This window comes from Paracoccus endophyticus (genome assembly GCF_003286075.1).
In the GTDB taxonomy this organism is placed as follows: domain Bacteria; phylum Pseudomonadota; class Alphaproteobacteria; order Rhodobacterales; family Rhodobacteraceae; genus Paracoccus; species Paracoccus endophyticus.
Window position 1 is genome coordinate 73627 of the sequence record NZ_QLUV01000008.1, and the last position, 19772, is coordinate 93398.

The window sequence follows — 19772 nt, forward strand, 5'->3', positions numbered from 1 at the left end:
GCCCCGCAGGATCGCTGAACCCGGCGATCCCGCCCGTTCCTGCCCCCGCCGTGGCGCTCGCCTAGGCCGATTCGATCCGCGCCAGCGGGGCGCCGAACGCCACGGGGGCGCCCGCCTCGGCAAGATGGCGCAGGCGGCCGGAGTGCGGGGCCTCGACGCGCGTCTCCATCTTCATCGCCTCCATCACGGCGATCACGTCTCCGGCGGCGACCTCGGCGCCGTCCTCGGCCTGCCAGACCTGCAGCGTGCCGGCGACCGGGGCCGTGATGACGTCCTCGGCCGCTTCGGCCGGCGTCTCGGACGCCGCCGTTCCGGCGGGGGCGGCGGCCAGCATCCCGGCTGGCAGGCCGATTTCGACGCGGCGGCCGTCGATCTCGACGGCAAAGCGCAACAGCGGCGCGGCGGGCGCAGGGGTCACGCGGTCGTGACCCGCCAGGGCCGCAAGCCGGTCGGCAAAGTCGGTCTCGATCCAGCGAGTGTGGACGGCGAAACCGCCGTCCTCGGCCCGGAACTCGGGCGCCGCGATCACCGCGCGGTGGAAGGGCAGGACCGAGGCCACGCCGTCGATGCGGAACTCGGCCAGCGCGCGGGCCGCACGGGCCAGCGCCTCCTCGCGCGTGGCGCCGGTGACGATCAGCTTGGCCATCAGCGAATCGAAGCTGCCCGGCACCACCGACCCGGCGGCGACCCCGCTGTCCATCCGCACGCCCGGGCCGGCGGGGGCGTCCCATCCGGTCACGGGGCCGGGCGTGGGCAGAAAGCCGCGCGCCGGGTCCTCGGCGTTGATGCGGAACTCCAGCGCGTGCCCGCGGGGCGCAGGCACCGCCTCGTCGGCCAGCCGCGCGCCCGCCGCCACGGCGATCATGGCGCGCACGATGTCGATGCCGGTCGTCTCCTCGGTCACCGGATGCTCGACCTGAAGCCGGGTGTTGACCTCAAGAAACGACAGCGTGCCGTTCGCCGACAGCAGGAACTCGACCGTGCCCGCGCCGCTGTAGCCCGCCTTGGCGCAGATCGCGCGGGCCGAGGCATGGATGCGCTCGCGCTGGTCATCCGAGATGAAGGGGGCGGGCGCCTCCTCGACCAGCTTCTGGTTGCGGCGCTGAAGGGAACAGTCGCGGGTGCCCAGCACCTTGACCCGCCCGTGCCGGTCGGCCAGCACCTGCGCCTCGATGTGCCGGGGCCGGTCGAGGAACTGTTCGATGAAGCATTCGCCGCGTCCGAAGGCGGTCAGCGCCTCGCGCGTGGCGGACTCGAACAGCTCCTCGACCTCGTCCAGCGTCCAGGCGACCTTCATGCCGCGTCCGCCGCCGCCGTGGGCCGCCTTGATCGCGATGGGCAGCCCGTGGGCCTCGGCAAAGGCGCGGGCCTCGGCGGGCGTCTCCACGGGACCGGGGGTGCCGGCGACCAGCGGCGCGCCCACGGATTCGGCGATGCGGCGGGCCTCGATCTTGTCGCCTAGCGCCTCGATCACATGGGGGTCGGGGCCGACCCAGATCAGGCCCGCCGCCTGAACGGCGCGGGCGAACTCGGCGCGCTCGGACAGGAAGCCATAGCCGGGATGAACCGCGTCGGCGCCCGCGCGGCGCGCAATGGCGATCAGCTTGCCCGCGTCCAGATAGGTTTCGGCCGGCCGCTCGCCGCCCAGGGGATAGGCCTCGTCGGCCATGCGGACGAACAGCGCGTCGCGGTCGGAATCGGCATAGGCCACGATGGGCGCGATCCCCTCGTCGCGGCAGGCGCGGATGATGCGGACGGCGATCTCGCTGCGGTTGGCGATGAACAGGCGGCGGATCGGGCGCGTCTCGGCACCGGGCTCGAACAGGGATGTCATCATGGCGTGGGCTCGATCGGGCTGAAGGGACGGTCTGCGGCGAACCGGATGCGCGCGCCGGGCGGGATCTGTCCCGCCAGCGGCAGCGCATGGGGCAGCACGGTGGCGATGACCGGATAGCCGCCGGTCAGCGGATGGTCGGCCAGAAACAGCACCGGCTGGCCGGAATGGGGCACCTGGATCGCGCCGCGCTCGGTCCCCTCGGACGGCAGTTCGCGCGCGTCGTCGCGGACCAGGGGCTGGCCCGCCAGGCGGATGCCCACGCGCGAGGACTGGGGCGTGACCTCCCAGTCCTGCGACAGCAACAGGTCCAGCGCGGCCTGCGGGAACCAGTCGCTGCGGGGGCCGAGCGTCACCGGCAGCACCACGACCTCGCCCGGCGCCGCAAGGGCCGGGCGCGGGGCGGGGTCGGGATCGACGGCCCCGGCCGGGTTGCGGGCCAGGCCGATCGTGGCACCGGGGCCGAGCGGCTCGGGGCCGATTTCCGCCAGCGTGTCGCGCGAGGCCGAGCCGAGCAGACGGGGCACGTCGAACCCGCCGCGCACGGCCAGATAGCTGCGCATGCCGCGCGCGGGCGGCGCGATCACCAGCACGTCGCCGGGGTCCAGCGCAAAGGGACGGGCCACGTCCACCGGGATGCGGGCGCCGCCGGCCTCGATCTCGGCCCGCTCGGCCGCGCCGTCGAGAACCAGCGTTGCGGGGGCGTCCACGGCCAGCCGCACGGGGCCGAGCGTGATTTCCAGCGCCGGCGTGTCGGGCGGGTTGCCCGCGCGGTCATTGGCGCGCCGCAGGCTGGGCAGGTCCATCGCCCCGGACGCCGAGATGCCGTCGGATGCCTGTCCGGGCCGCCCCGCGTCCTGAATGAGGATCGGAAAGGCCGTGGCCAGCACCCGCAGCCCCAAGGCCGGCGCAGCCGGCGCGGGCAGGGGCGCCGCGGGCATCGCGTGCACCGCGCCCCGCTGCTCGACGAACCGGACGCGCCCGCCCGGGTGCAGCAGCGCGGGCGGGTCGCGCCCCAGATCCCACATCGGCACCGGCGTCGTGCCGATCAACTGCCAGCCGCCGGGGCTGGCCTTGGGATAGACGCCGCAGAACCGCCCGGCCAGCGCCACCGCGCCGGCCGGGATGCGCGGCCGGGGGGTCGCGCGGCGCGGCAGATCGAAACGCGCGTCCTCGCAGGTCATGTAGGCGAAGCCCGGCGCAAAGCCGGTGAAGGCCACCTGCCAGGTCGCTGCCCCATGCGCGCGGACGGTCTCGGCCACGCTCATCCCCAGATGCGCCGCGACCTCGGCCAGATCCTCGCCGTCATAGACGACCGGGATCTCGACGGCCTCGGCGGGATGTGCCGCGCGGGCCGTGGCGCCCGGCGCGACCGCCGCGATCGCAGCCGCAAGGCCCCCGTCCGCCGCCTGCCCCGGCGTGGTGCGGACCAGCAGCGTGCGCGCAGCCGGCACCAGTTCGGCGATGCCGGGCAGCGGGTCGGCGCTGAGCGCGTCGAACAGCGCCAGCGTGGCGTCCAGATCGGGCAGTTCGACCAGCAGCGTGCGCGGCCCCACGGGAAGAAAGCGCAGGGTCATGTCTGCCACACGCGGTCGGGGATGTCGGTGACGAACATGTACCCCGGCGCATGCGTGATCGCAAAGGGCACCTTCGAGGCCATGACCGCCGCCTGCGGCGTCACCCCGCAGGCCCAGAAGACCGGAACCTCGCCCGCCCGGACCTGCACCGGGTCGCCGAAATCGGGCCGATCCAGGTCGGCGATGCCCAGGGCGTCCGGTGCCCCCACATGGACGGGGGCGCCATGGACTGCCGGGGAACGGCCCGAGATCATCACCGCATCCGCCACCCTGTCGGCCGGGATCGGGCGCATCGAGACGACCAGCGGCCCCGACAGCCGCCCGGCAGGGCGGCAGGGCCGGTTGGTGCGGTACATGGGCACGTTGCAGCCCTGGCTTATGTGCCGGATCTCGATCCCGGCCTGCAGAAGCGGCGTCTCGAAAGTGAAGGAGCAGCCGATCAGGAAGGCCGTCAGATCGGGATGCTCGGCCCAGGCGGCCGAGGCGTCCGGCGTTTCCTCGACCATCACGCCGTCGCGCCAGATGCGATACAGCGGCAGGTCGCGGCGCAGGTCGGCGCCGGGGGCAAGGACCGTGTCAAAGCGGCCCGGCTCGGTCACGTCCAGCACGGGGCAGGGCTTGGGATTGCGCTGGGCGAACAGCAGAAAGTCCCAGGCCCAGTCCCTGGGCAGCGCGATCAGGTTGCACTGGGTGAACCCGATGGCGTGGCCCGAGGTGGGGGCGGCCCAGCCCTGCCGGCAGGCGGCGCGCAATTCGGCGGGGCTGTGGACGGTCATCGCCCAGCCCCCGCAAAGCTGGCGACCTGCACGCCCTCGGCCAGCAGCCGCTCGCGGATGCGCGCGGCCATCTCGACGGCGGCGGGGCTATCGCCGTGCACGCAGATGCTCTGCGCCTCAAGCCGCAGGGTCGATCCGTCGGCGGCCTCGATCACGCCCTCGGTCGCCAGCCGCAGCATGCGCGCGGCCACTAGGTCCGGGTCGTGCAGCACCGCCCCGGGGTCGCGGCGCGAGACCAGCGCGCCGGTGGGCGTATAGGCGCGGTCGGCAAAGGCCTCGGCCACGACCGTCAGCCCCGCGGCGCGGGCGCGGTCCAGGATCGGCGCGCCCGCCAGCGCCATCAGGGTCAGGCCGGGATCGACGGCGCGGATGCCCGCGATCACCGCGTCGGCCTGCACGGCATCGTCCGCGATGGTGTTGTACAGCGCGCCGTGCGGCTTGACATAGCGCACCCGCGTCCCCGCCGCCGCGGCCAGCCCCTGCAACGCGCCGATCTGATAGATCACATCGGCCGTCAGCTCGGCCGGCGCCACGTCCATCTTGCGGCGGCCAAAGCCCACGCGGTCGGGATAGGACACATGCGCGCCCACCGCGACGCCGCGCGCTGCGGCCTCGCGCAGCGTGGACAGGATCGTCAGCGGATCGCCCGCATGAAAGCCGCAGGCGATGTTGGCGGAACTGACGATGCCCAGCATGGCCGCGTCGTCGCCCATCGCCCAGGCGCCATAGCCCTCGCCCAGGTCGCTGTTGATGTCCAAACCCGTGTCCTCCTCAGCTGCCCAGGAAGGCGAAGATGGTGCCGACGGACTTGATCCCCATATACCACGTCAGCGCGCAGACGATCGCGCTGAGCGTCAGCAGCGCGCGGTTATAGCGATAGCCGCCCATCAGGTCCGCGCGGGCAAAGCCGATATAGGTGAAGATCGTCAGCCCGACCGGCAGGATCAGCCCGTTGAATCCGCCCGCAAAGACCAGCAGCGCCGCGGGCGCGGTGCCCAGCAGCAGATAGATGCCCAGCGAGACCGTGATGAAGATGACCGTCGCGATGTCGCGCGCCCGGCTGTCCATGGGGCGGAACACCGGCATGAAGCTGACCGAGGTGTAGGCCGCCCCGATGACCGAGGTGATCGCCGCGGCCCAGAAGATGAGGCCGAAGATCCGCAGGCCCCATTCGCCGGCCGCGGCCAGGAACGCCTGCGCCGCGGGGTTGGCCGTCTTCGAGGCGAGGTCGAGCGTGACGCCCGACGAGGTGACGCCCAGGATCGCCAGGAACAGCACAAAGCGCATGACGCCCGTCACTGCGATCCCCGACAGCGCGCCCCGGGTGATGGCCGGCAGGTTCGCCACGCCGGTCAGGCCCTTGTCCAGCAGCCGGTGCGCGCCCGCATAAGTGATATAGCCGCCGACCGTGCCGCCGACGATGGTCGTGATCGCCGCGAAATCGACGGTGTCGGGCAGCACGGTCTGGCGCAGCGCCTCGCCCACCGGCGGGTTGGTGATGACGGCGACAAAGATCGTCATGGCGATCATCAGGATGCCCAGCACCACGATGATCCGGTCCAGCAGCACGCCCGCGCTTTTCGACAGGAACAGGCCGATCGCCAGGATCGCCGACAGCGCGCCGCCGATCTTGGGGTCCAGCCCGATCATCGCGTTCAGGCCCAGTCCGCTGCCCGCGATGTTGCCGACGTTGAACACCAGCCCGCCGAAGATGACCATCACCGACAGCAGATAGCCCGCGCCGGGAACCGCCCGGTTGGCCGTCTCGGACGCCGGCCGGCCGGTCAGGGCGGTGATCCGCCAGATGTTCATCTGAACCACGAAGTCGATCAGGATCGACGCCAGGATCGCAAAGGCGAAGGCCGCGCCAAGCTTGGCGGTAAAGGTCGCCGTCTGCGTGATGAAGCCCGGGCCGATCGCCGAGGTCGCCATCAGGAAGATCGCCGCGATCAGCCCGCCGCGCATCGAGGCGGCCGATGCGGTGGTGGAAGACGTGTATTCACCCACTGCGGGCCCCCAGAGTTGCGGATTCGGAATGACTGCATTGTCCGGCTTGCAAGCCGTTCCGTCAACGGATTATCCTACAGAACAGAGGATTTGTTCAACAATCCGCGCTGGCTTCGATGCGCCGGCGGGTTTTCGCCGGGATGGCGCCGCAGCGCGCCACAGACACGGGACCAGGGGTGGCGTGGGATGGAGGAGCAGGGACAGGCGTCCGGCGACCGCGCGGCCCCCTTGTCCGAGCAGACGGCCGCGCGGCTGCGGACCATGGTGATCGAGGGCGAGCTTGTGCCCGGCCAGCGCCTGTCCGAGGTGCGGCTGTCGGGCGATCTGGGCGTCTCGCGCAACACCCTGCGCGAGGCGTTCCGCCTGCTCACGCGCGAGGGTCTGGCGCGGCATGAGCCGCATCGCGGGGTGTTCGTCGCCGTCCCCTCGATGGCGGCCATCCTGGACATCTATCGCGTCCGGCGGCTGATCGAGGTCCCGGCCCTGACCAAGGCCTTTCCCCGGCACCGCGCGGTGGCGGCGATGCGCAAGGCCGTGGCAGAGGCCGAGGCGGCGCGCGAGCGTCGGGACTGGCGCGCGGTCGGGTCCGCCAACATGCGGTTTCATGCCGCTGTCGTGACGCTGACCGAAAGCCCGCGCCTGATCGCCTTTTACACGCAGGTCGCGGCCGAGCTGCGCCTTGCCTTCGGCCTGCTGAGCGATCTGGAACAGCTGCACGAGCCGTTCATCGCCGAGAACACGGCCATCCTGTCGGCGATCGAGCGAGGCGATCCCGAGGGCGCGGCGGTCCTGCTGACCGCCTATCTGGAGCGTTCCGAACGCACGGTCCTGTCGGCGTTCGCGCGGATCGAGGACGAGGACGACCGCAGGCGCAGGGCCCTTGTGCCCTGACCAAGGGACGGCAAGGGCCGGACGCGGCCAGCCTGCGGGGCTGGTCGCACCCGGCACCGGGCCCGTCACTCGTCTGCGGGATCGTGTGCCGCGCGGCGCAGCGCCGCCTGGGCGGCATGCTCGCTGTCATGGATCGTGGGGCGGCGGCGGCGTTCCAGCGTCTGTCCAAGGCGGCGGCGCAGAAAGGCCGAGGTCGAATAGCGCGAGACATGGCCGTAATGCCGTGTTTCCAGGTCATCGACCATCTCGGACCAGGCGCGCTCGACCGGCTCGGCGATGTGGAACTGGTCGTAGTTGACCACCACGTCCACGCGCCGCCCCAGCGGACCGACCACCCCGTTCACCCGCTGGCGGATCGCCTCGACATCCGCCAGGCTGCGGACCGCCAGGCGCGACAGGTTGATGAACAGGATCTCCTTGGCCGCGTCCCAGACGATCCGCCGTTCCAGCGGGATGGTCAGCAGGTCGTCCTTCAGCCCCATGGGCGCGTCGGTGAAGATGCGCGGGTCCATGGGCGCCACGTCGTCCAGCAGGGGGGTGAACCCCATGTGGTCGAGGATGTCGCGCTGCACGTCGATGCCGGGCGCGACCTCGGTCAGGCGCAGGCCGGCCGGTTCCAGCCGGAACACGCAGCGTTCCGTGACGTACAGCACCGGCTGCCCCAGCCGGGCGGCGCGGGCGCCCGAGAATGTGACCTGCTCGACCGACGCGCCGAACTTGCGGGCGCGGCCCTCGACCGCGATCCGCAGCCGGCCCTCGGCCGCCTGCACGGACAGGCCGCCCGCGGTGAAGGTGCCGGCGAACACCAGGTGCCGCGCGTTCTGGCTGATGTTGATGAAGCCGCCCGAGCCCGCCAGCTTGGGGCCGAAGCGGCTGACGTTCACGTTGCCCGTGCCGTCCACCTCGGCCATCCCCAGGCAGGCAAGGTCCAGCCCGCCGCCGTCGTAGAAGTCGAACTGCTGGTTCTGGGCGATGATCGCGTCGGTGTTGACCGCCGCGCCGAAATCGAGGCCGGATGCCGGCTGGCCGCCGATCACCCCCGGTTCGGCGGTCAGGGTCACATGGTCCAGCAACCCCTCCTCAGCTGCGACCGCCGCGACCCCCTCGGGCATGCCGATCCCCAGGTTCACGACGCCGCCCACCGGCAGCTCGAAGGCCGCGCGGCGGGCGATGATCTTGCGGTCGGTCAGCGGCAGGGGTGCCGCCCCGCCCATCGGCGCGCGATAGCGGCCGGTGTAGAAGCGGTTGTACTGCGTGGCATAGGTCTGCGGATGCAGCTCCGCGGGCGCCAGGACCACGGCATCGACCAGCGCGCCGGGGATCACCACGTCGCGCGCGGGCAGGGTGCCCGCGGCCACCACCTCGTCCACCTGCACGATCACGACCCCGCCCGAGTTCCGCGCCGCCATGGCCTGCGCGAGGTTGTCGAGGATCAGGGCCTCGCGCTCCATGGTGATGTTGCCGCGCTGGTCGGCGGTCGATCCGCGCAGCAAGGCCACATGGATCGGCATGGCCTTGAAGAACAGCCGCTCGACGCCGCCGATGGTGACAAGCTCGACCAGATCCTCTTTGGCGGCGGCGCTGATGCGGCCGCCGCCAAGGCGCGGATCGACAAAGGTTTCCAGCCCCACATGGCTGATGGTGCCGGGCTTGCCCGCGGCGATGTCGCGATAGAGATGCGAGATCACGCCCTGCGGAAAGTTCCAGCCCTCGATCTCGCCCGCCAGCGCCCGCGCGCCCAACTGCGGGATCAGACCCCAGTGGCCACCGATGATCCGCCGCACCAGCCCCGGCGCCGCCAGCCGGTCCAGCCCCCGGCCCTTGCCGTCGCCCTGACCGGCGGCGAACAGCAGCGTCAGGTCGCGCGGGTTGCCTTCCTCGGCGAAGCGGTCGCCCAGCGCCTTGAGCAGCCCGTCCGGGACCCCCGCGCCGACGAAGCCCGAGGTGGTGACGGTGTCGCCCGAATGCACCAGGGCTGCGGCATCGCGGGCGGGAACGATCTTGTTGGGCATGGTTCAAAGCCCCAGCGAGCCGAGGATGATGACGACGATCGTGGCCAGGACCGGGATCGCCACGGACACCACGAAGATGTCGCCGTAGCTTTTCTTGTGGGTCAGCCCGGTGATCGCCAGCAGGGTGATGACGGCGCCGTTGTGGGGCAGCGCGTCGAAGCCGCCCGAGGACAGCGCCGTGACGCGGTGCATCAGCTCCATGCTGATGCCCTGTTCGCGCGCCATCGTCGCGAACTGCTCGCCCAGCGCCTGCAGCGCGATGGACATCCCGCCCGAGGCCGAGCCGGTGATCCCCGCCAGCACGTTCACGGCGACGGCCAGCGAGGCGACGGGGTTCGTCGGGAACAGCCCCAGCACCGCGTCGCGGATGATGGCGAAGGCGGGCAGCGAGGCGATCACCGCGCCATAGCCCACCTCGGACGCCGTGTTGAAGATCGGCAGCAGCGAGCCCATGGTGCCGCTGTTGATGCTGTCGGTCAGGTTGGTGAACCGGCGCCAGTTCAGCCCGATGGCCAGCACGATGGACACGACCAGCGCCCCGATGATCGCCCAGATGCCGGCCACCGATTGCAGCGAGGTCGCGCCGTATTTCGGATCGGCAAGGTAGGTCGCGTTCATCTGCGGGATGATGACATAGGTGAACAGCGCGTTCAGCGCGATGACCGAGATCACGGGCAGGATCGCCACCCAGAAGCCGGGCAGGTCCATGTCCTCGGGCAGCGAGCTGTCGGCGGCGGTGCGCTCGTGCTGGCCATAGCCCTCGGACCGGGCGTGGGCCGCGGCCGAGCGGCGGTTCAGCCACAGCACGCCGCCGCCCAGCATGATCAGGCCCGCGACCGTGCCCAGGATCGGGGCGGCAAAGACGTTGGTGCCGAAAAAGGGCATCGGGATCGCGTTCTGGATCGCCGGGGTGCCGGGAAAGGCGGTCATGGTAAAGGTGAAGGAGCCCAGCGCGATCGCCGCGGGCAGCAGGCGCTTGGGCACGCCGGCGCTGCGGAACAGGGCGTTGGCAATGGGGTAGATGGCAAAGGCCACGACGAACAGCGACACGCCCCCATAGGTCAGCACGCCGCAGGCCAGCACCACGGCCAGGATGGCGCGGTGGGCGCCGACACGTTCGACGATCTGCTCGGCGATGGTGCGGGCGGCGCCGCTGTCGGCCATGACCTTGCCGAAGATCGCCCCCAGCAGGAACAGCGGGAAATAGGTGATCACATAGCCGCCCAGCGACTTCATGAAGATCTGGGTATAGGTGGCAAGGATCGGCAGATCGCCCGCCATCAGCACGGCCAGCAGGGCCAGCAGCGGCGCAAGGATCAGCACGTTGATCCCGCGATAGGCGAGATACATCAGCAGCGCCAGAGAGAGCAGAATGCCGAAAAGGCCCATGTCCGTCAGTCCTTCTGGTTGATCGTGACCGAAAGGTGCAGAGCGGCGCAAGATTTGGCAAGCGCGTTCCTCCCGGGCGGGCGGGACCGCGACCGGGTGCGTCGTCGCGCGATCACAGGGCCGCGGTGCCCTGGACCGCGGGTGATCCCGCAGGGCGTCTGTCGCTTGCCGCCCGTCGTCGGGGCCCGCCCCACCGCGACGGACGATCCTTGCGGCCTCCCCAGAAGGCCGTCAGCCCCCGGCGCGGCGCCCCCGCGCCTGCCTGCTCCAAGATTCGACAGGCCGGACGGGAACGTCTTGCACCGTCCGGTGATTGGTCCCAGGGCCACCAGGCGTTTCCCCGTGCCGGCCCGTTGCCCGATCGGAGCTGGCATGCAAGCCGACCTGACCTATCCCCTGTTTCTGGTCCTGCTGGGCGCGGGCATCCTGATCGCCGCGCTGGTGCCGCCGATCGTCGCGCATTACCGGCTGCCCCGGCTGATGACGCTGCCGATCGGGTGCGTGCTGGGCGGGATCGGCATCGGGTTCTTCCTGGACCTGCCGTTGGTCGACGTGATCGACGGCGGCACGGTCATCACCCATGCCACGGAACTGGTGGTGCTGCTGTCGCTGACCGGCTGCGGGCTCAAGATCGACCGGGCGCCGGGGTGGCGCAGCTGGGGAACGACCTGGCGGCTGCTGGCGATCACCATGCCGCTGTGCATCGCCGGCGTGACGCTGCTGGGGTGGGGGATCATGGGTCTGCCGCTGGCCGCGGCGCTGCTGCTGGGCGCGGCCATGGCGCCGACCGACCCGGTGCTGGCCGCGTCCGTTCAGGTCGGCCCGCCCGGCCAGGGCGACGGCGACGAGGCGCGCTTCGCCCTGACGTCCGAGGCAGGGCTGAACGACGCCCTGGCGTTTCCCTTCGTCCATCTGGCGCTGGCCGCAGCGGCGGCCTTTGCGGCGGAAAGCGCCCTGCCGGGCGACACGGGCCGATTCAGCCTGGCGGTGCTTCAGGACTGGCTGGTCCATGACGTGCTGTGGCGCACGGCGGCCGGGCTGGCGGCCGGGCTGGCGGTCGGCGGCGCAACCGCCTGGCTGGTCTTTCGCGTGGCGCCCGGCGGCAGCGTCGCGGATGCGTTCCTGGGGCTGGGACTGATGCTGGCGTCCTATGGGCTGGCCGAGATGGCCGAGGGCTACGGCTTCCTTGCCGTCTTCGTCGCCGCCGTCACCTTTCGCCAGATCGAGGTGCGCCACAGGCTGCACTCGGACCTGCACCATTTCGTCGAGCAGATCGAGGTGATGGGCCTGATCATGGTGATGTTCGTCCTGGGGATGGCGGTGGGGCAGGGGCTGCTGCGCCCGCTGGGCTGGACCGGGGGGCTTGTCGCCGCGCTGTTCCTGCTGGTCGTGCGTCCGGCGGCGGGCTGGGTCGCGCTGGCGGGCGCCGGGCTGACGCGGCGGTCGCGGGCGGCCGTCAGCGTGCTGGGCATCCGCGGCGTGGGGTCGGTCTATTACATGGCCTATGGGCTGGGGCACGCGCCCTTCTCGGTCGAGATGGGGCGCGAACTGTGGGCGGTGATGACCCTGATCGTCCTGATCTCGATCGTCTTCCACGGCTTCGCGGCGCCCCACATCATGGCGCAGCTGAACGACGCCGAGCAGGGGACCCCGGTCGAGCGCGTTCCCTGACGCGGCCGGGCAGGCCCGCCGCCGCGGTCGGTCAGCCGTCCTGCCACAAGGCCGGCAGGCGGATGCCGAAGCGACAGACACCGAGAGCGCGGGAATCCCGCTGGACGGCGAGGCGGTCTGGCGGCCCGACAACGCGGTTCGCGCGCTGGACCGCCTGCCCCTCAGGCTGGCGGCAGCAGCGCCTTGAGGTCGTGTCCCGCCGCAATCAGCGCGGCGGGCGTGACCGCCACCCCGGCGCCCAGCAGCTTGCGCGCCGCGATGTGCACGCCGGGCCGGTTGACGGTCTCGACCGCGATCAGCCGGTCGTCGCGAAAGGCAAAGACCGAATGGACGGCGCCGTCCTCGTCGCTCTGCGCGATGATCTCGTCGGCTCCGGTGGACAGGCCCGCGATCTGCAGCTTCAACGCCCCCTGATCCGACCAGAACCACGGCAGCGCGGCATAGGGGGCGGCCGGGGCCCCCATGATCGCGCGGGCGACATGGCGGGCGTGGTCGGTCGCGGCCTGCACCGATTCCAGGCGGATGCGTTCCTGTCCGCTGGGAAAGTTCGCGCAGTCGCCGATCGCGAAGATGCGGGGGTCCTCGGTGCGCAGGTCGGCGTCCACGACGATCCCGTTCGCCACCGCCAGTCCCGCCGCCTCGGCCAGTTCCGAATTCGGCCGCACGCCGGTCGCCACCAGCACCAGGTCCGCCGGCACGACGCCGCTGTCCAGCGCAACCCCCTCGACGCGGTCGGTGCCCAGGATGGCAAGCGCGCGGGCGCCCAGCCGGACGTCCACGCCGTCCGCGACATGGGCGGCCAGAAAGCGGGCCGACATCGCGCCCGTGATGGACCGGCCCATCAGCCGGTCCGCGGCCTCGAGGACCGTGACCTCCAGCCCCGCGGCGCGGGCGACCGAGGCGAACTCGAGCCCGATGAACCCCCCGCCGATCACCACCGCGCGGCGCGCCTGCGCCATCGCGTCGCGCAGGCGGCGGGCGTCAGCCAGGCCGCGCAGTTCGTGCACGCCGGGCAGGTCCAGCCCGTCCAGGGGCGGGCGGATGGTGCGCGCCCCGGTCGCAAGGACAAGATGGTCAAAGCCAAGGCGTTCGCCACCGTCCAGCACCACCTCGGCCGCAAGGCGGTCGATGGCCGAGACGCGGGTCATCGGCCGATAGGTGATGTCGGCGCGCGCAAAGAAGCTGTCGGGCTTCAGCGCCAGCCGCGCCGCATCGCCGTCCTTCATGTAGGCCTTGGACAGGGGCGGGCGCTGATAGGGCAGGCCGGGCTCGTCCCCGATCAGGGTGATGGACCCCGCGAACCCGTCCTGGCGCAGGCTGGACGCGACCTGCAACCCCGCCTGGCCTGCGCCCACGATCACGACACGGCCGCTCATCTCAGACCTGCGCCTCGGGCAGGTGGACGACAAGGCCGTCAAGGTCCTGCGTCATCCTGATCTGGCACGACAGGCGGCTGGCGTCCGTCACCGGCGAGGCGGCGCAGTCCAGCAGGTCCATCTCTCCGTCCTTGCGGGGGCCGGTCCTTGCCGTCCAGGCGTCATCGACATAGCAGTGGCAGGTCGCGCACATCATCGCGCCGCCGCATTCGCCGATGATGCCGCCCACGTCGTTCCGGACCGCGGTTTCCATCACGCTGGCGCCTTCGGCCGCGTCGAGGGTGGTGCGGGTGCCGTCGGCGGCGACATAGGTGACATGGGGCATGGGCGTTGGTCCTTGGATCAGGTCAGGCGGACGGGCAGGTTGATCGGCCCGCGAAAGCCGAAGCCGCGCCATTGCACGGCAGAGGGGTCGGGCAGGCTCATCGCGGGAAAGCGCGTGAACAGCATCTCCAGCAGGATCTTGCCCACGGTGCGGCGCGCGACATGGCTGCCGGCGCAGTGGTGGGGGCCGCTGCCGAACGACAGATGGTTGTTCCTGGGGCGGAAGACGTGGAAGGTCTCGCCGTCCTCGTAAAGCTCCTCGTCGCGGTTCCCGGACGCCTGGATAGTCATCACCGTGTCGCCCCTGGGAATCAGGCAGCCGCGGATCTCGACATCCTCAAGCGCGCGGCGCGAGCTGGCCTGGATCGGCGCGACCCAGCGGATTCCTTCTTCAAAGGCGGTGCCCCAGGCGCCCCTGGCGCGCACCTCCTCCAGCTGGTCGGGGTTGGTCAGCAGTCCATAGACGATGGTGGACAGCGCGTCGCGCGGCTCGTTGATGCCGCCGCCGATGGCGATCTTGATGTTGGCGACGATCTGGCTCAGCGGGATCGGGTCCGCCGCGTTCACCATGACCGACAGCGCCGAGGCGTCGGGTTCGGCGCGCACCCGCTCGATCGCGCGGTCAAGCAGCGCGTTCATCTCGGCGTTGGCGCGGTCCGACCGCTCGAACGGCTCGGGCCGCCAGCCGAAGTTGCCGGCGCCGTGGATCAGCGCCTCGGACCATTCCTGCATGTCCTCGTCGCTGGCCTCGGGGATGCCGAGGATATGGGCCAGGATGCGCGCCGCGATCGGACCCGCCAGGTCCCTGTGCAGATCGACGATCCCGTCCGTCGGCAGCCGGTCCATGTAGTCGGACGCGAACTGGCGATAGAGCGGGGCCCAGACCGTCTCGATGGTCTTGGGCATCAGCGCGGGGGCCATGGCCATCCGCTCGGCCAGATGCTCGGGCCCGTCCTTGCGCATCAGCGTATGGGCCTGGAAGGCGGGCTTCATCGGCGTCCGGGGGTCGTCCGAGCTGAACAGCGCGGGCGTGTCCTTGACGTATTTCGCGTCGGCGGCCTTGGTCAGGAAGGTCCGGCCGACAGCCTTGACCCGCAGCACCGGCGCCTCGGCCCGCAAGCGCCGATAGATCGGATAGGGGTCGAGGTGAAGCTGGTCGATGGTGATCGTCTCGTCGATCGGGGCAAGCGGGGCGGTCATGGCATCCCTCCAGTTGCAGGGGCGTCCCTGGCGATGACGCCCAGGTGGGCCTCCATCGCGGCCGGCTGGGCCAGCAGCGTGGCGCTGTCGGCCTCGTGGACGATACGGCCGCGGTCCAGGATGATGGCGCGGTCGGTGATCGTCAGGATCTTGCGGGCGTGCTGCTCGACGATCATCGTGGCCACGCCCTCGCGGCCGATGGCCGTCACCGCCTCCAGCAGCGCCTCGACGATGATCGGGGCAAGCCCCTCGGTCGGCTCGTCCAGCAGCAGAAGCCGCGGATTCAGCATCAGCGCCCGGCCGATGGCCAGCATCTGCTGCTCGCCCCCCGACAGCTGGTTGCCCATGTTGGACCGCCGCTCCCGCAGGCGCGGGAACATGGCGTAGACGCGGTCCAGCGTCCACGGGCCGGGCCGGGCGGTGGCGGTCAGGTTTTCCTCGATCGTCAGCGACCTGAAGATGTTGCGTTCCTGCGGGACCCAGCCGATGCCGGCGCGGGCCCGGCGTTCGGGCGACAGGGCGGTGATGTCCTGCCCGCCGAACTGGATCGTGCCGCCAAAGCGCCGCGTGACGCCCACGATGCTGTCCAGCAGCGTGGTCTTGCCCACGCCGTTGCGGCCCAGCACGGCCAGAGCCTCGCCCTCGCGCAGCGACAGGGTCAGGTCGGGGATCACCTGGGCGTCGCCGTGCCCCGCGCGCAGCCCGGTCAGGCGCAGCAGCTCAGCCATGCTCGTCGCCCCCCAGATAGACCGCCCGCACCCCGGGATGGGCCATGATCTCGGCCACCGTGCCCTCCGCGAACAGCCCGCCGTTGACCAGCACCGAGATGCGGTCGGCAAACGAGAACACAAGGTCCATGTCGTGCTCGATCAGCAGGATCGAGACATCCCTGGGCAGCCGTCCCAGCGTGTCGAGCAGGTCCTGCCGCTCGGCCTCGGGGACGCCGGCCGCGGGCTCGTCCAGCAGCAGCACGCGCGGGGCGCCCGCCAGCGCGATCGCGATCTCCAGCAGGCGCTGCTTGCCATAGGACAGATCGCGCGTCGGCAAGGCCATCACGTCGCCCAGGCCGAAACGCTCGATCAGTTCGGCGATCTCGCGGGCGATGTCGCGCCGGGTGCCGAGGCCGCGCCAGAAGTCGCCGCCCCCCCGCATCCGCTCGCTGACCGCCAGCCCGATGGATTCGACGGGCGTCAGGTCGCCGAACAGCTGGTTGATCTGGAACGTCCGGCCCAGTCCCAGGCGCACCCGCTGGGTCCGGCCCAGGCGCGTGATGTCGATGCCGCCCAGCAGCACCTGCCCCGCGTCGGGGGCCAGCACGCCGGTCAGCTGGTTGACGAAGGTCGTCTTTCCCGCGCCGTTGGGCCCGATCAGCGCGTGGCGCGCCCCGTGGGCCAGGGTCAGGGTCACGTCGTTCGTGGCCACCAGCCCGCCGAAGCACTTGTGCAGGCCGATGGTCTGCAGCGCCGCGCTCATGCCCCGGCCCCGCCCCGGCGGACGGCGCGGCGCCACAGGGCGGGCACCCGGTCGCGCCCGATCAGCACCAGCACCACAAGGATCAGGCCGATCCAGAACTGCCAGTACTGCGGCGTGATGGCCGACAGCCCGTCCTGCAGCAGCTTGAACACCAGCGCCCCGACCAGCCCGCCGTAAAGATAGCCGATGCCCCCCAGCACCAGCACCAGCAGCACGTCGGCCGAGCGGTGAAACGCCACCACGTCCAGCGACACGAACATCGTCGTCTGCGTCAGCAGCGCGCCCGCGATGCCGGCATAGACCGCGGCCATGGTGTAGATCGCGATGATCCGGCGCCCGACCGGGACGCCCACGGTCGCCGCGCGCAGGCTGTTGCCGCGGATCGCCCGCAGCGACATGCCGAAAGGCGAGGTCACGACCCGGCGCGCGAACAGGAACAGGACGAACAGCACGACCAGGCTGTAGGCATAGCCGGTGCGCCCCATCAGGTCGAACTCGAACCGCCCGAGGATCGGGTCGATCATGACCCCCTGCAGCCCGTCCGCCCCGCCCGTCAGCCAGGCCATCCTGTTGGCCGCCTCGTACAGCAGCATGGCCACGCCCAGCGTCACCATCAGCCGCGTCAGGTCCGTCGCGCGGCGCAGCAGCAGGGGCGCGGTCAGCGCCCCCAGCAGGCCCGCCGCAACCCCCGCCAGCAGCAGCCCGGTCAGCGGCTCGGCCGTCAGGTGGATCGAGGTCAGGCCCGCGACATAGGCGCCCAGCCCGAAGAAGGCGCCGTGGCCCAGCGAGACAACGCCCGCATAGCCCAGGATCAGGTCCAGCGACAACGCGAACAGCCCCAGGATCGCGATCTCGGTCAGCAGCAGGTGGCTGTCGGGCAAAAGGGCAAAGCTGGCCGCGGCCCCCAGCCAGAACGCCGCCTCGGCCCAGTGCCAGCGCCGCGTCCGGGCCAGCAGCGCCAGCGCGCGGTCCTCGATCGAGGCGGCGGGCGCGTCCGCGCGGTCGTCGGTCGCGGTCATGTCAGCGCCCCCGTGCCAGCAGGCCCTGCGGGCGCAGGACCAGGATGACGATCATCAGCGCATAGATCAGGAAGGCCCCGACCTGCGGCACGTAGTATTTGCCCGCCACGTCGGCCACGCCGATGATCAGCGCCGCCAGGAACGGACCCGTCAGGCTGTCCGTGCCGCCGATGGTCACGACGATCAGGAAATAGACCATGAAGCGCAGCGGGAAGGTCGGCTCCATCCCCAGCAACTCGACCCCCAGCGCGCCGCCGAGGCCCGCGAGGCCCGACCCCACGGCAAAGGTCACGGCGAAGATCGTGCCCACGTCGATGCCCAGGCCCCGCGCCACCCGCTGGTCGTCCACGGCCGCGCGCAGGCGGCTGCCAAAGCGGGTCCGCGACAGCACGTATTGCAGGCCCACGACCAGCAGCGCGCAGATCACGATCAGGAACAGCCGGTATCGCCCGACCGCCACCCCGCCCAGGTCGAAGCGGCCCTGCAACCAGGTCGGCAACTGGATCAATTGCTGCTCGGACCCCACCAGAAAGTCGGTGGCGGCGACCGTCATGAAGACGAGGCCGATCGAGAACAGCACCTGGTCCAGGTGGCTGCGGCTGTAGAGGGGCTTGTAGATCGTGCGTTCCAGCACCGCCCCCAGCGCGGCCGGGATCAGGAAGGCAAAGGGCAGGGTGGCAAGGAAGGGCACGCCCGCGCGGTTCATCAGCAGCGCCGTCACATAGCCCCCCACCAGCGCAAAGGCGCCATGGGCCAGGTTCACGAAGTTCATCAGCCCCATCGTCACCGACAGTCCCACCGACAGGACGAACAGCAGCATCCCGTAGGCTATTCCGTCGATCAGGATCGTCAGCATTCCTGCTCCTCTGGCGCAGTCCGTGTCCGGCCTTGCGGCCCCGCGTGCCCTGCCCGCATCGACAGGGGGCGCCGCGACCTATTTGCCGTGGGCCGGGTCCCTCACCGCCTCATAGGTCTTGAACTCGATGTTCCACAACGCGCCGTCCTTTTCCTCGACCCGGCGCATGTAGACGTTCTGGACGATGTCGCGGGTCTCGGGGTCGATGGTCACGGGGCCGCGCGGGCTTTCCCACGACTGGCCCTTCATGGCTTCGATCAGCGCCTCGCCGTCGGCGTCCGCCCCGGCCTTTTCCAGCGCCGCATAGATCAGGTGCATGCCGTCATACCCGCCCGCCGCCATGAAGTTCGGCCGGCCCCCCTTGCCGAGCGTGCCGTAGCCCTCGACAAAGGCCTTGTTGGCGGCGCTGTCGTGGGCGGCCGAGTAATGGAACCCGGTGATCGCGCCAAGGGCCGCGGTGCCCATGCCGTTCAGGATGTCGTCGTCGGTCAGCCCCCCGTCGCCGATCAGGCGGATGCCCGACGTGTCCAGCCCGCGCTCGACGAACTGCTTCATGAACGGGGCCGCGGCGCCCGAGGGCAGGAACACGAAGATCGCGTCCGGCTTGCGGTCCGCGACCTTCTGCAGGAACGGCGAGGCATCGGGGTTCTGCAGCGGCATCCGCAGGGTATCGAGGATCTCGCCGCCCGCCGCGGTGAAGCCCTCGACAAAGGTCTTTTCGGCGTCGATGCCGGGGCCGTAATCCGACACGACCGTCACGACGCTCTTGATGCCGTCGCTGGCCGCCCACTCGGCGATCTTCGATGTCACCTGCGGCGTCGTGTAGCTGGTGCGGACCATGTAGGGCGAGGCCTCGGTCACCGCCGAGGTGGCCGCCGCCATCACGACGGCCGGTGTCTTGCCCCGCGCCGCAAGCGGCGCCACCGCCAGGGCCAGCGGCGTCAGGCCAAAGCCCGCCAGCACGCCGACCTTGTCGGTGACGATCATCTCCTGCGCGATGCGCTTGGTCGTGTCGGCGGTGCCCGCGTCGTCCTGGACGATCAGTTCGATCTTGCGGCCGGCGACGGTGTCGCCGTGCTCGGCCATGTAAAGCCGCGCGGCCGTCTCGATCTGGCGCCCGGTCGAGGCGAAGGGCCCGGTCATCGGCAGGATGAGGCCGATCTTGAACGGTGCCGCGTCCTGCGCCCAGCTTGCGGCCCCCGTCAGCGCGGTTCCCGCCGCCAGGATCGCAGCCGTGATCATCGACCGTCTTGTCATTGCCATGTCGTCCCCTCCACCCCTGGCGCTGCGCGTCGGCGCGTCCACCGGGTCGCAGTGTTGGGTAACCGCCGCGACCGAGTAAAGGGAAAAGGGGGGGACAGTCACCG

The 19772-nt window shown here is 71.1% G+C and carries 17 protein-coding genes; 2 read left to right on the forward strand and 15 right to left on the reverse strand.

Going from position 1 to position 19772, the window contains the following annotated elements:
- Positions 1-61: 61 nt before the first annotated feature.
- The 5 genes from DPQ23_RS10550 to DPQ23_RS10570 are packed head-to-tail and all read right to left on the reverse strand — an operon-like array spanning position 62 to position 6194.
- Positions 62-1837: an acetyl/propionyl/methylcrotonyl-CoA carboxylase subunit alpha gene (locus tag DPQ23_RS10550; RefSeq protein ID WP_240602634.1), complete on the reverse strand. Its 1776-nt coding sequence runs from the start codon at positions 1835-1837 to the stop codon at positions 62-64.
- Entirely contained in the window at positions 1834-3411 is a 1578-nt protein-coding gene (locus DPQ23_RS10555; protein ID WP_112874662.1) for a 5-oxoprolinase subunit B/C family protein, read from the reverse strand. The genes DPQ23_RS10550 and DPQ23_RS10555 overlap by 4 nt, the downstream gene beginning before the upstream one ends.
- The gene (locus tag DPQ23_RS10560; RefSeq protein ID WP_112874663.1) at positions 3408-4187 is read right to left on the reverse strand and encodes a putative hydro-lyase; all 780 of its coding nucleotides are present in this window, start codon (positions 4185-4187) and stop codon (positions 3408-3410) included. The genes DPQ23_RS10555 and DPQ23_RS10560 overlap by 4 nt, the downstream gene beginning before the upstream one ends.
- Entirely contained in the window at positions 4184-4945 is a 762-nt protein-coding gene (locus DPQ23_RS10565) for a LamB/YcsF family protein (RefSeq protein ID WP_205961437.1), read from the reverse strand. The genes DPQ23_RS10560 and DPQ23_RS10565 overlap by 4 nt, the downstream gene beginning before the upstream one ends.
- Before the next feature lie 13 nt (positions 4946-4958).
- Positions 4959-6194, reverse strand: coding sequence for an NRAMP family divalent metal transporter (locus tag DPQ23_RS10570; protein ID WP_205961438.1), 1236 nt, complete (start codon positions 6192-6194; stop codon positions 4959-4961).
- Between the two features lie 186 nt (positions 6195-6380).
- Here DPQ23_RS10570 and DPQ23_RS10575 point away from each other — a divergent pair, with 186 nt between their 5' ends.
- Positions 6381-7085: a GntR family transcriptional regulator gene (locus tag DPQ23_RS10575; RefSeq protein ID WP_112874665.1), complete on the forward strand. Its 705-nt coding sequence runs from the start codon at positions 6381-6383 to the stop codon at positions 7083-7085.
- A gap of 65 nt (positions 7086-7150) precedes the next feature.
- Here DPQ23_RS10575 and DPQ23_RS10580 read toward each other — a convergent pair whose 3' ends face one another.
- Both DPQ23_RS10580 and DPQ23_RS10585 read right to left on the reverse strand, forming a co-directional pair.
- Positions 7151-9097: an acyl CoA:acetate/3-ketoacid CoA transferase gene (locus DPQ23_RS10580; RefSeq protein WP_112874666.1), complete on the reverse strand. Its 1947-nt coding sequence runs from the start codon at positions 9095-9097 to the stop codon at positions 7151-7153.
- A gap of 3 nt (positions 9098-9100) precedes the next feature.
- Positions 9101-10486: a GntP family permease gene (locus DPQ23_RS10585; RefSeq protein ID WP_112874667.1), complete on the reverse strand. Its 1386-nt coding sequence runs from the start codon at positions 10484-10486 to the stop codon at positions 9101-9103.
- 372 nt (positions 10487-10858) lie between these two features.
- Here DPQ23_RS10585 and DPQ23_RS10590 point away from each other — a divergent pair, with 372 nt between their 5' ends.
- Positions 10859-12157 (forward strand): cation:proton antiporter, encoded by a 1299-nt coding sequence (locus DPQ23_RS10590; RefSeq protein WP_112874668.1) that lies wholly within the window; start codon positions 10859-10861, stop codon positions 12155-12157.
- A gap of 161 nt (positions 12158-12318) precedes the next feature.
- Here DPQ23_RS10590 and DPQ23_RS10595 read toward each other — a convergent pair whose 3' ends face one another.
- The 8 genes from DPQ23_RS10595 to DPQ23_RS10630 form a co-directional block, all read right to left on the reverse strand.
- Positions 12319-13533, reverse strand: a complete 1215-nt coding sequence (locus DPQ23_RS10595; RefSeq protein WP_112874669.1) for an NAD(P)/FAD-dependent oxidoreductase — start codon at positions 13531-13533, stop codon at positions 12319-12321.
- 1 nt (position 13534) lies between these two features.
- Complete coding sequence (locus DPQ23_RS10600; RefSeq protein ID WP_112874670.1) at positions 13535-13858, reverse strand: 2Fe-2S iron-sulfur cluster-binding protein; 324 nt, start codon at positions 13856-13858, stop codon at positions 13535-13537.
- A gap of 17 nt (positions 13859-13875) precedes the next feature.
- Positions 13876-15057 (reverse strand): cytochrome P450, encoded by a 1182-nt coding sequence (locus tag DPQ23_RS10605; protein ID WP_112874671.1) that lies wholly within the window; start codon positions 15055-15057, stop codon positions 13876-13878.
- Positions 15054-15785, reverse strand: coding sequence for an ABC transporter ATP-binding protein (locus DPQ23_RS10610; protein WP_112874672.1), 732 nt, complete (start codon positions 15783-15785; stop codon positions 15054-15056). The genes DPQ23_RS10605 and DPQ23_RS10610 overlap by 4 nt, the downstream gene beginning before the upstream one ends.
- The gene (locus DPQ23_RS10615) at positions 15778-16530 is read right to left on the reverse strand and encodes an ABC transporter ATP-binding protein (protein WP_112874730.1); all 753 of its coding nucleotides are present in this window, start codon (positions 16528-16530) and stop codon (positions 15778-15780) included. The genes DPQ23_RS10610 and DPQ23_RS10615 overlap by 8 nt, the downstream gene beginning before the upstream one ends.
- Positions 16527-17549 (reverse strand): branched-chain amino acid ABC transporter permease, encoded by a 1023-nt coding sequence (locus DPQ23_RS10620; RefSeq protein ID WP_112874673.1) that lies wholly within the window; start codon positions 17547-17549, stop codon positions 16527-16529. Before DPQ23_RS10620 ends, DPQ23_RS10615 begins: the two co-directional genes overlap by 4 nt.
- Before the next feature lies 1 nt (position 17550).
- Positions 17551-18405 carry a branched-chain amino acid ABC transporter permease gene (locus DPQ23_RS10625; RefSeq protein ID WP_112874674.1) on the reverse strand — a complete coding sequence of 285 codons (855 nt, stop codon included), beginning with the start codon at positions 18403-18405 and terminating at the stop codon, positions 17551-17553.
- Between the two features lie 78 nt (positions 18406-18483).
- A complete protein-coding gene (locus DPQ23_RS10630; protein ID WP_205961439.1) occupies positions 18484-19647 on the reverse strand; it encodes an ABC transporter substrate-binding protein in 1164 nt (387 codons plus the stop codon).
- Positions 19648-19772 lie beyond the last annotated feature (125 nt).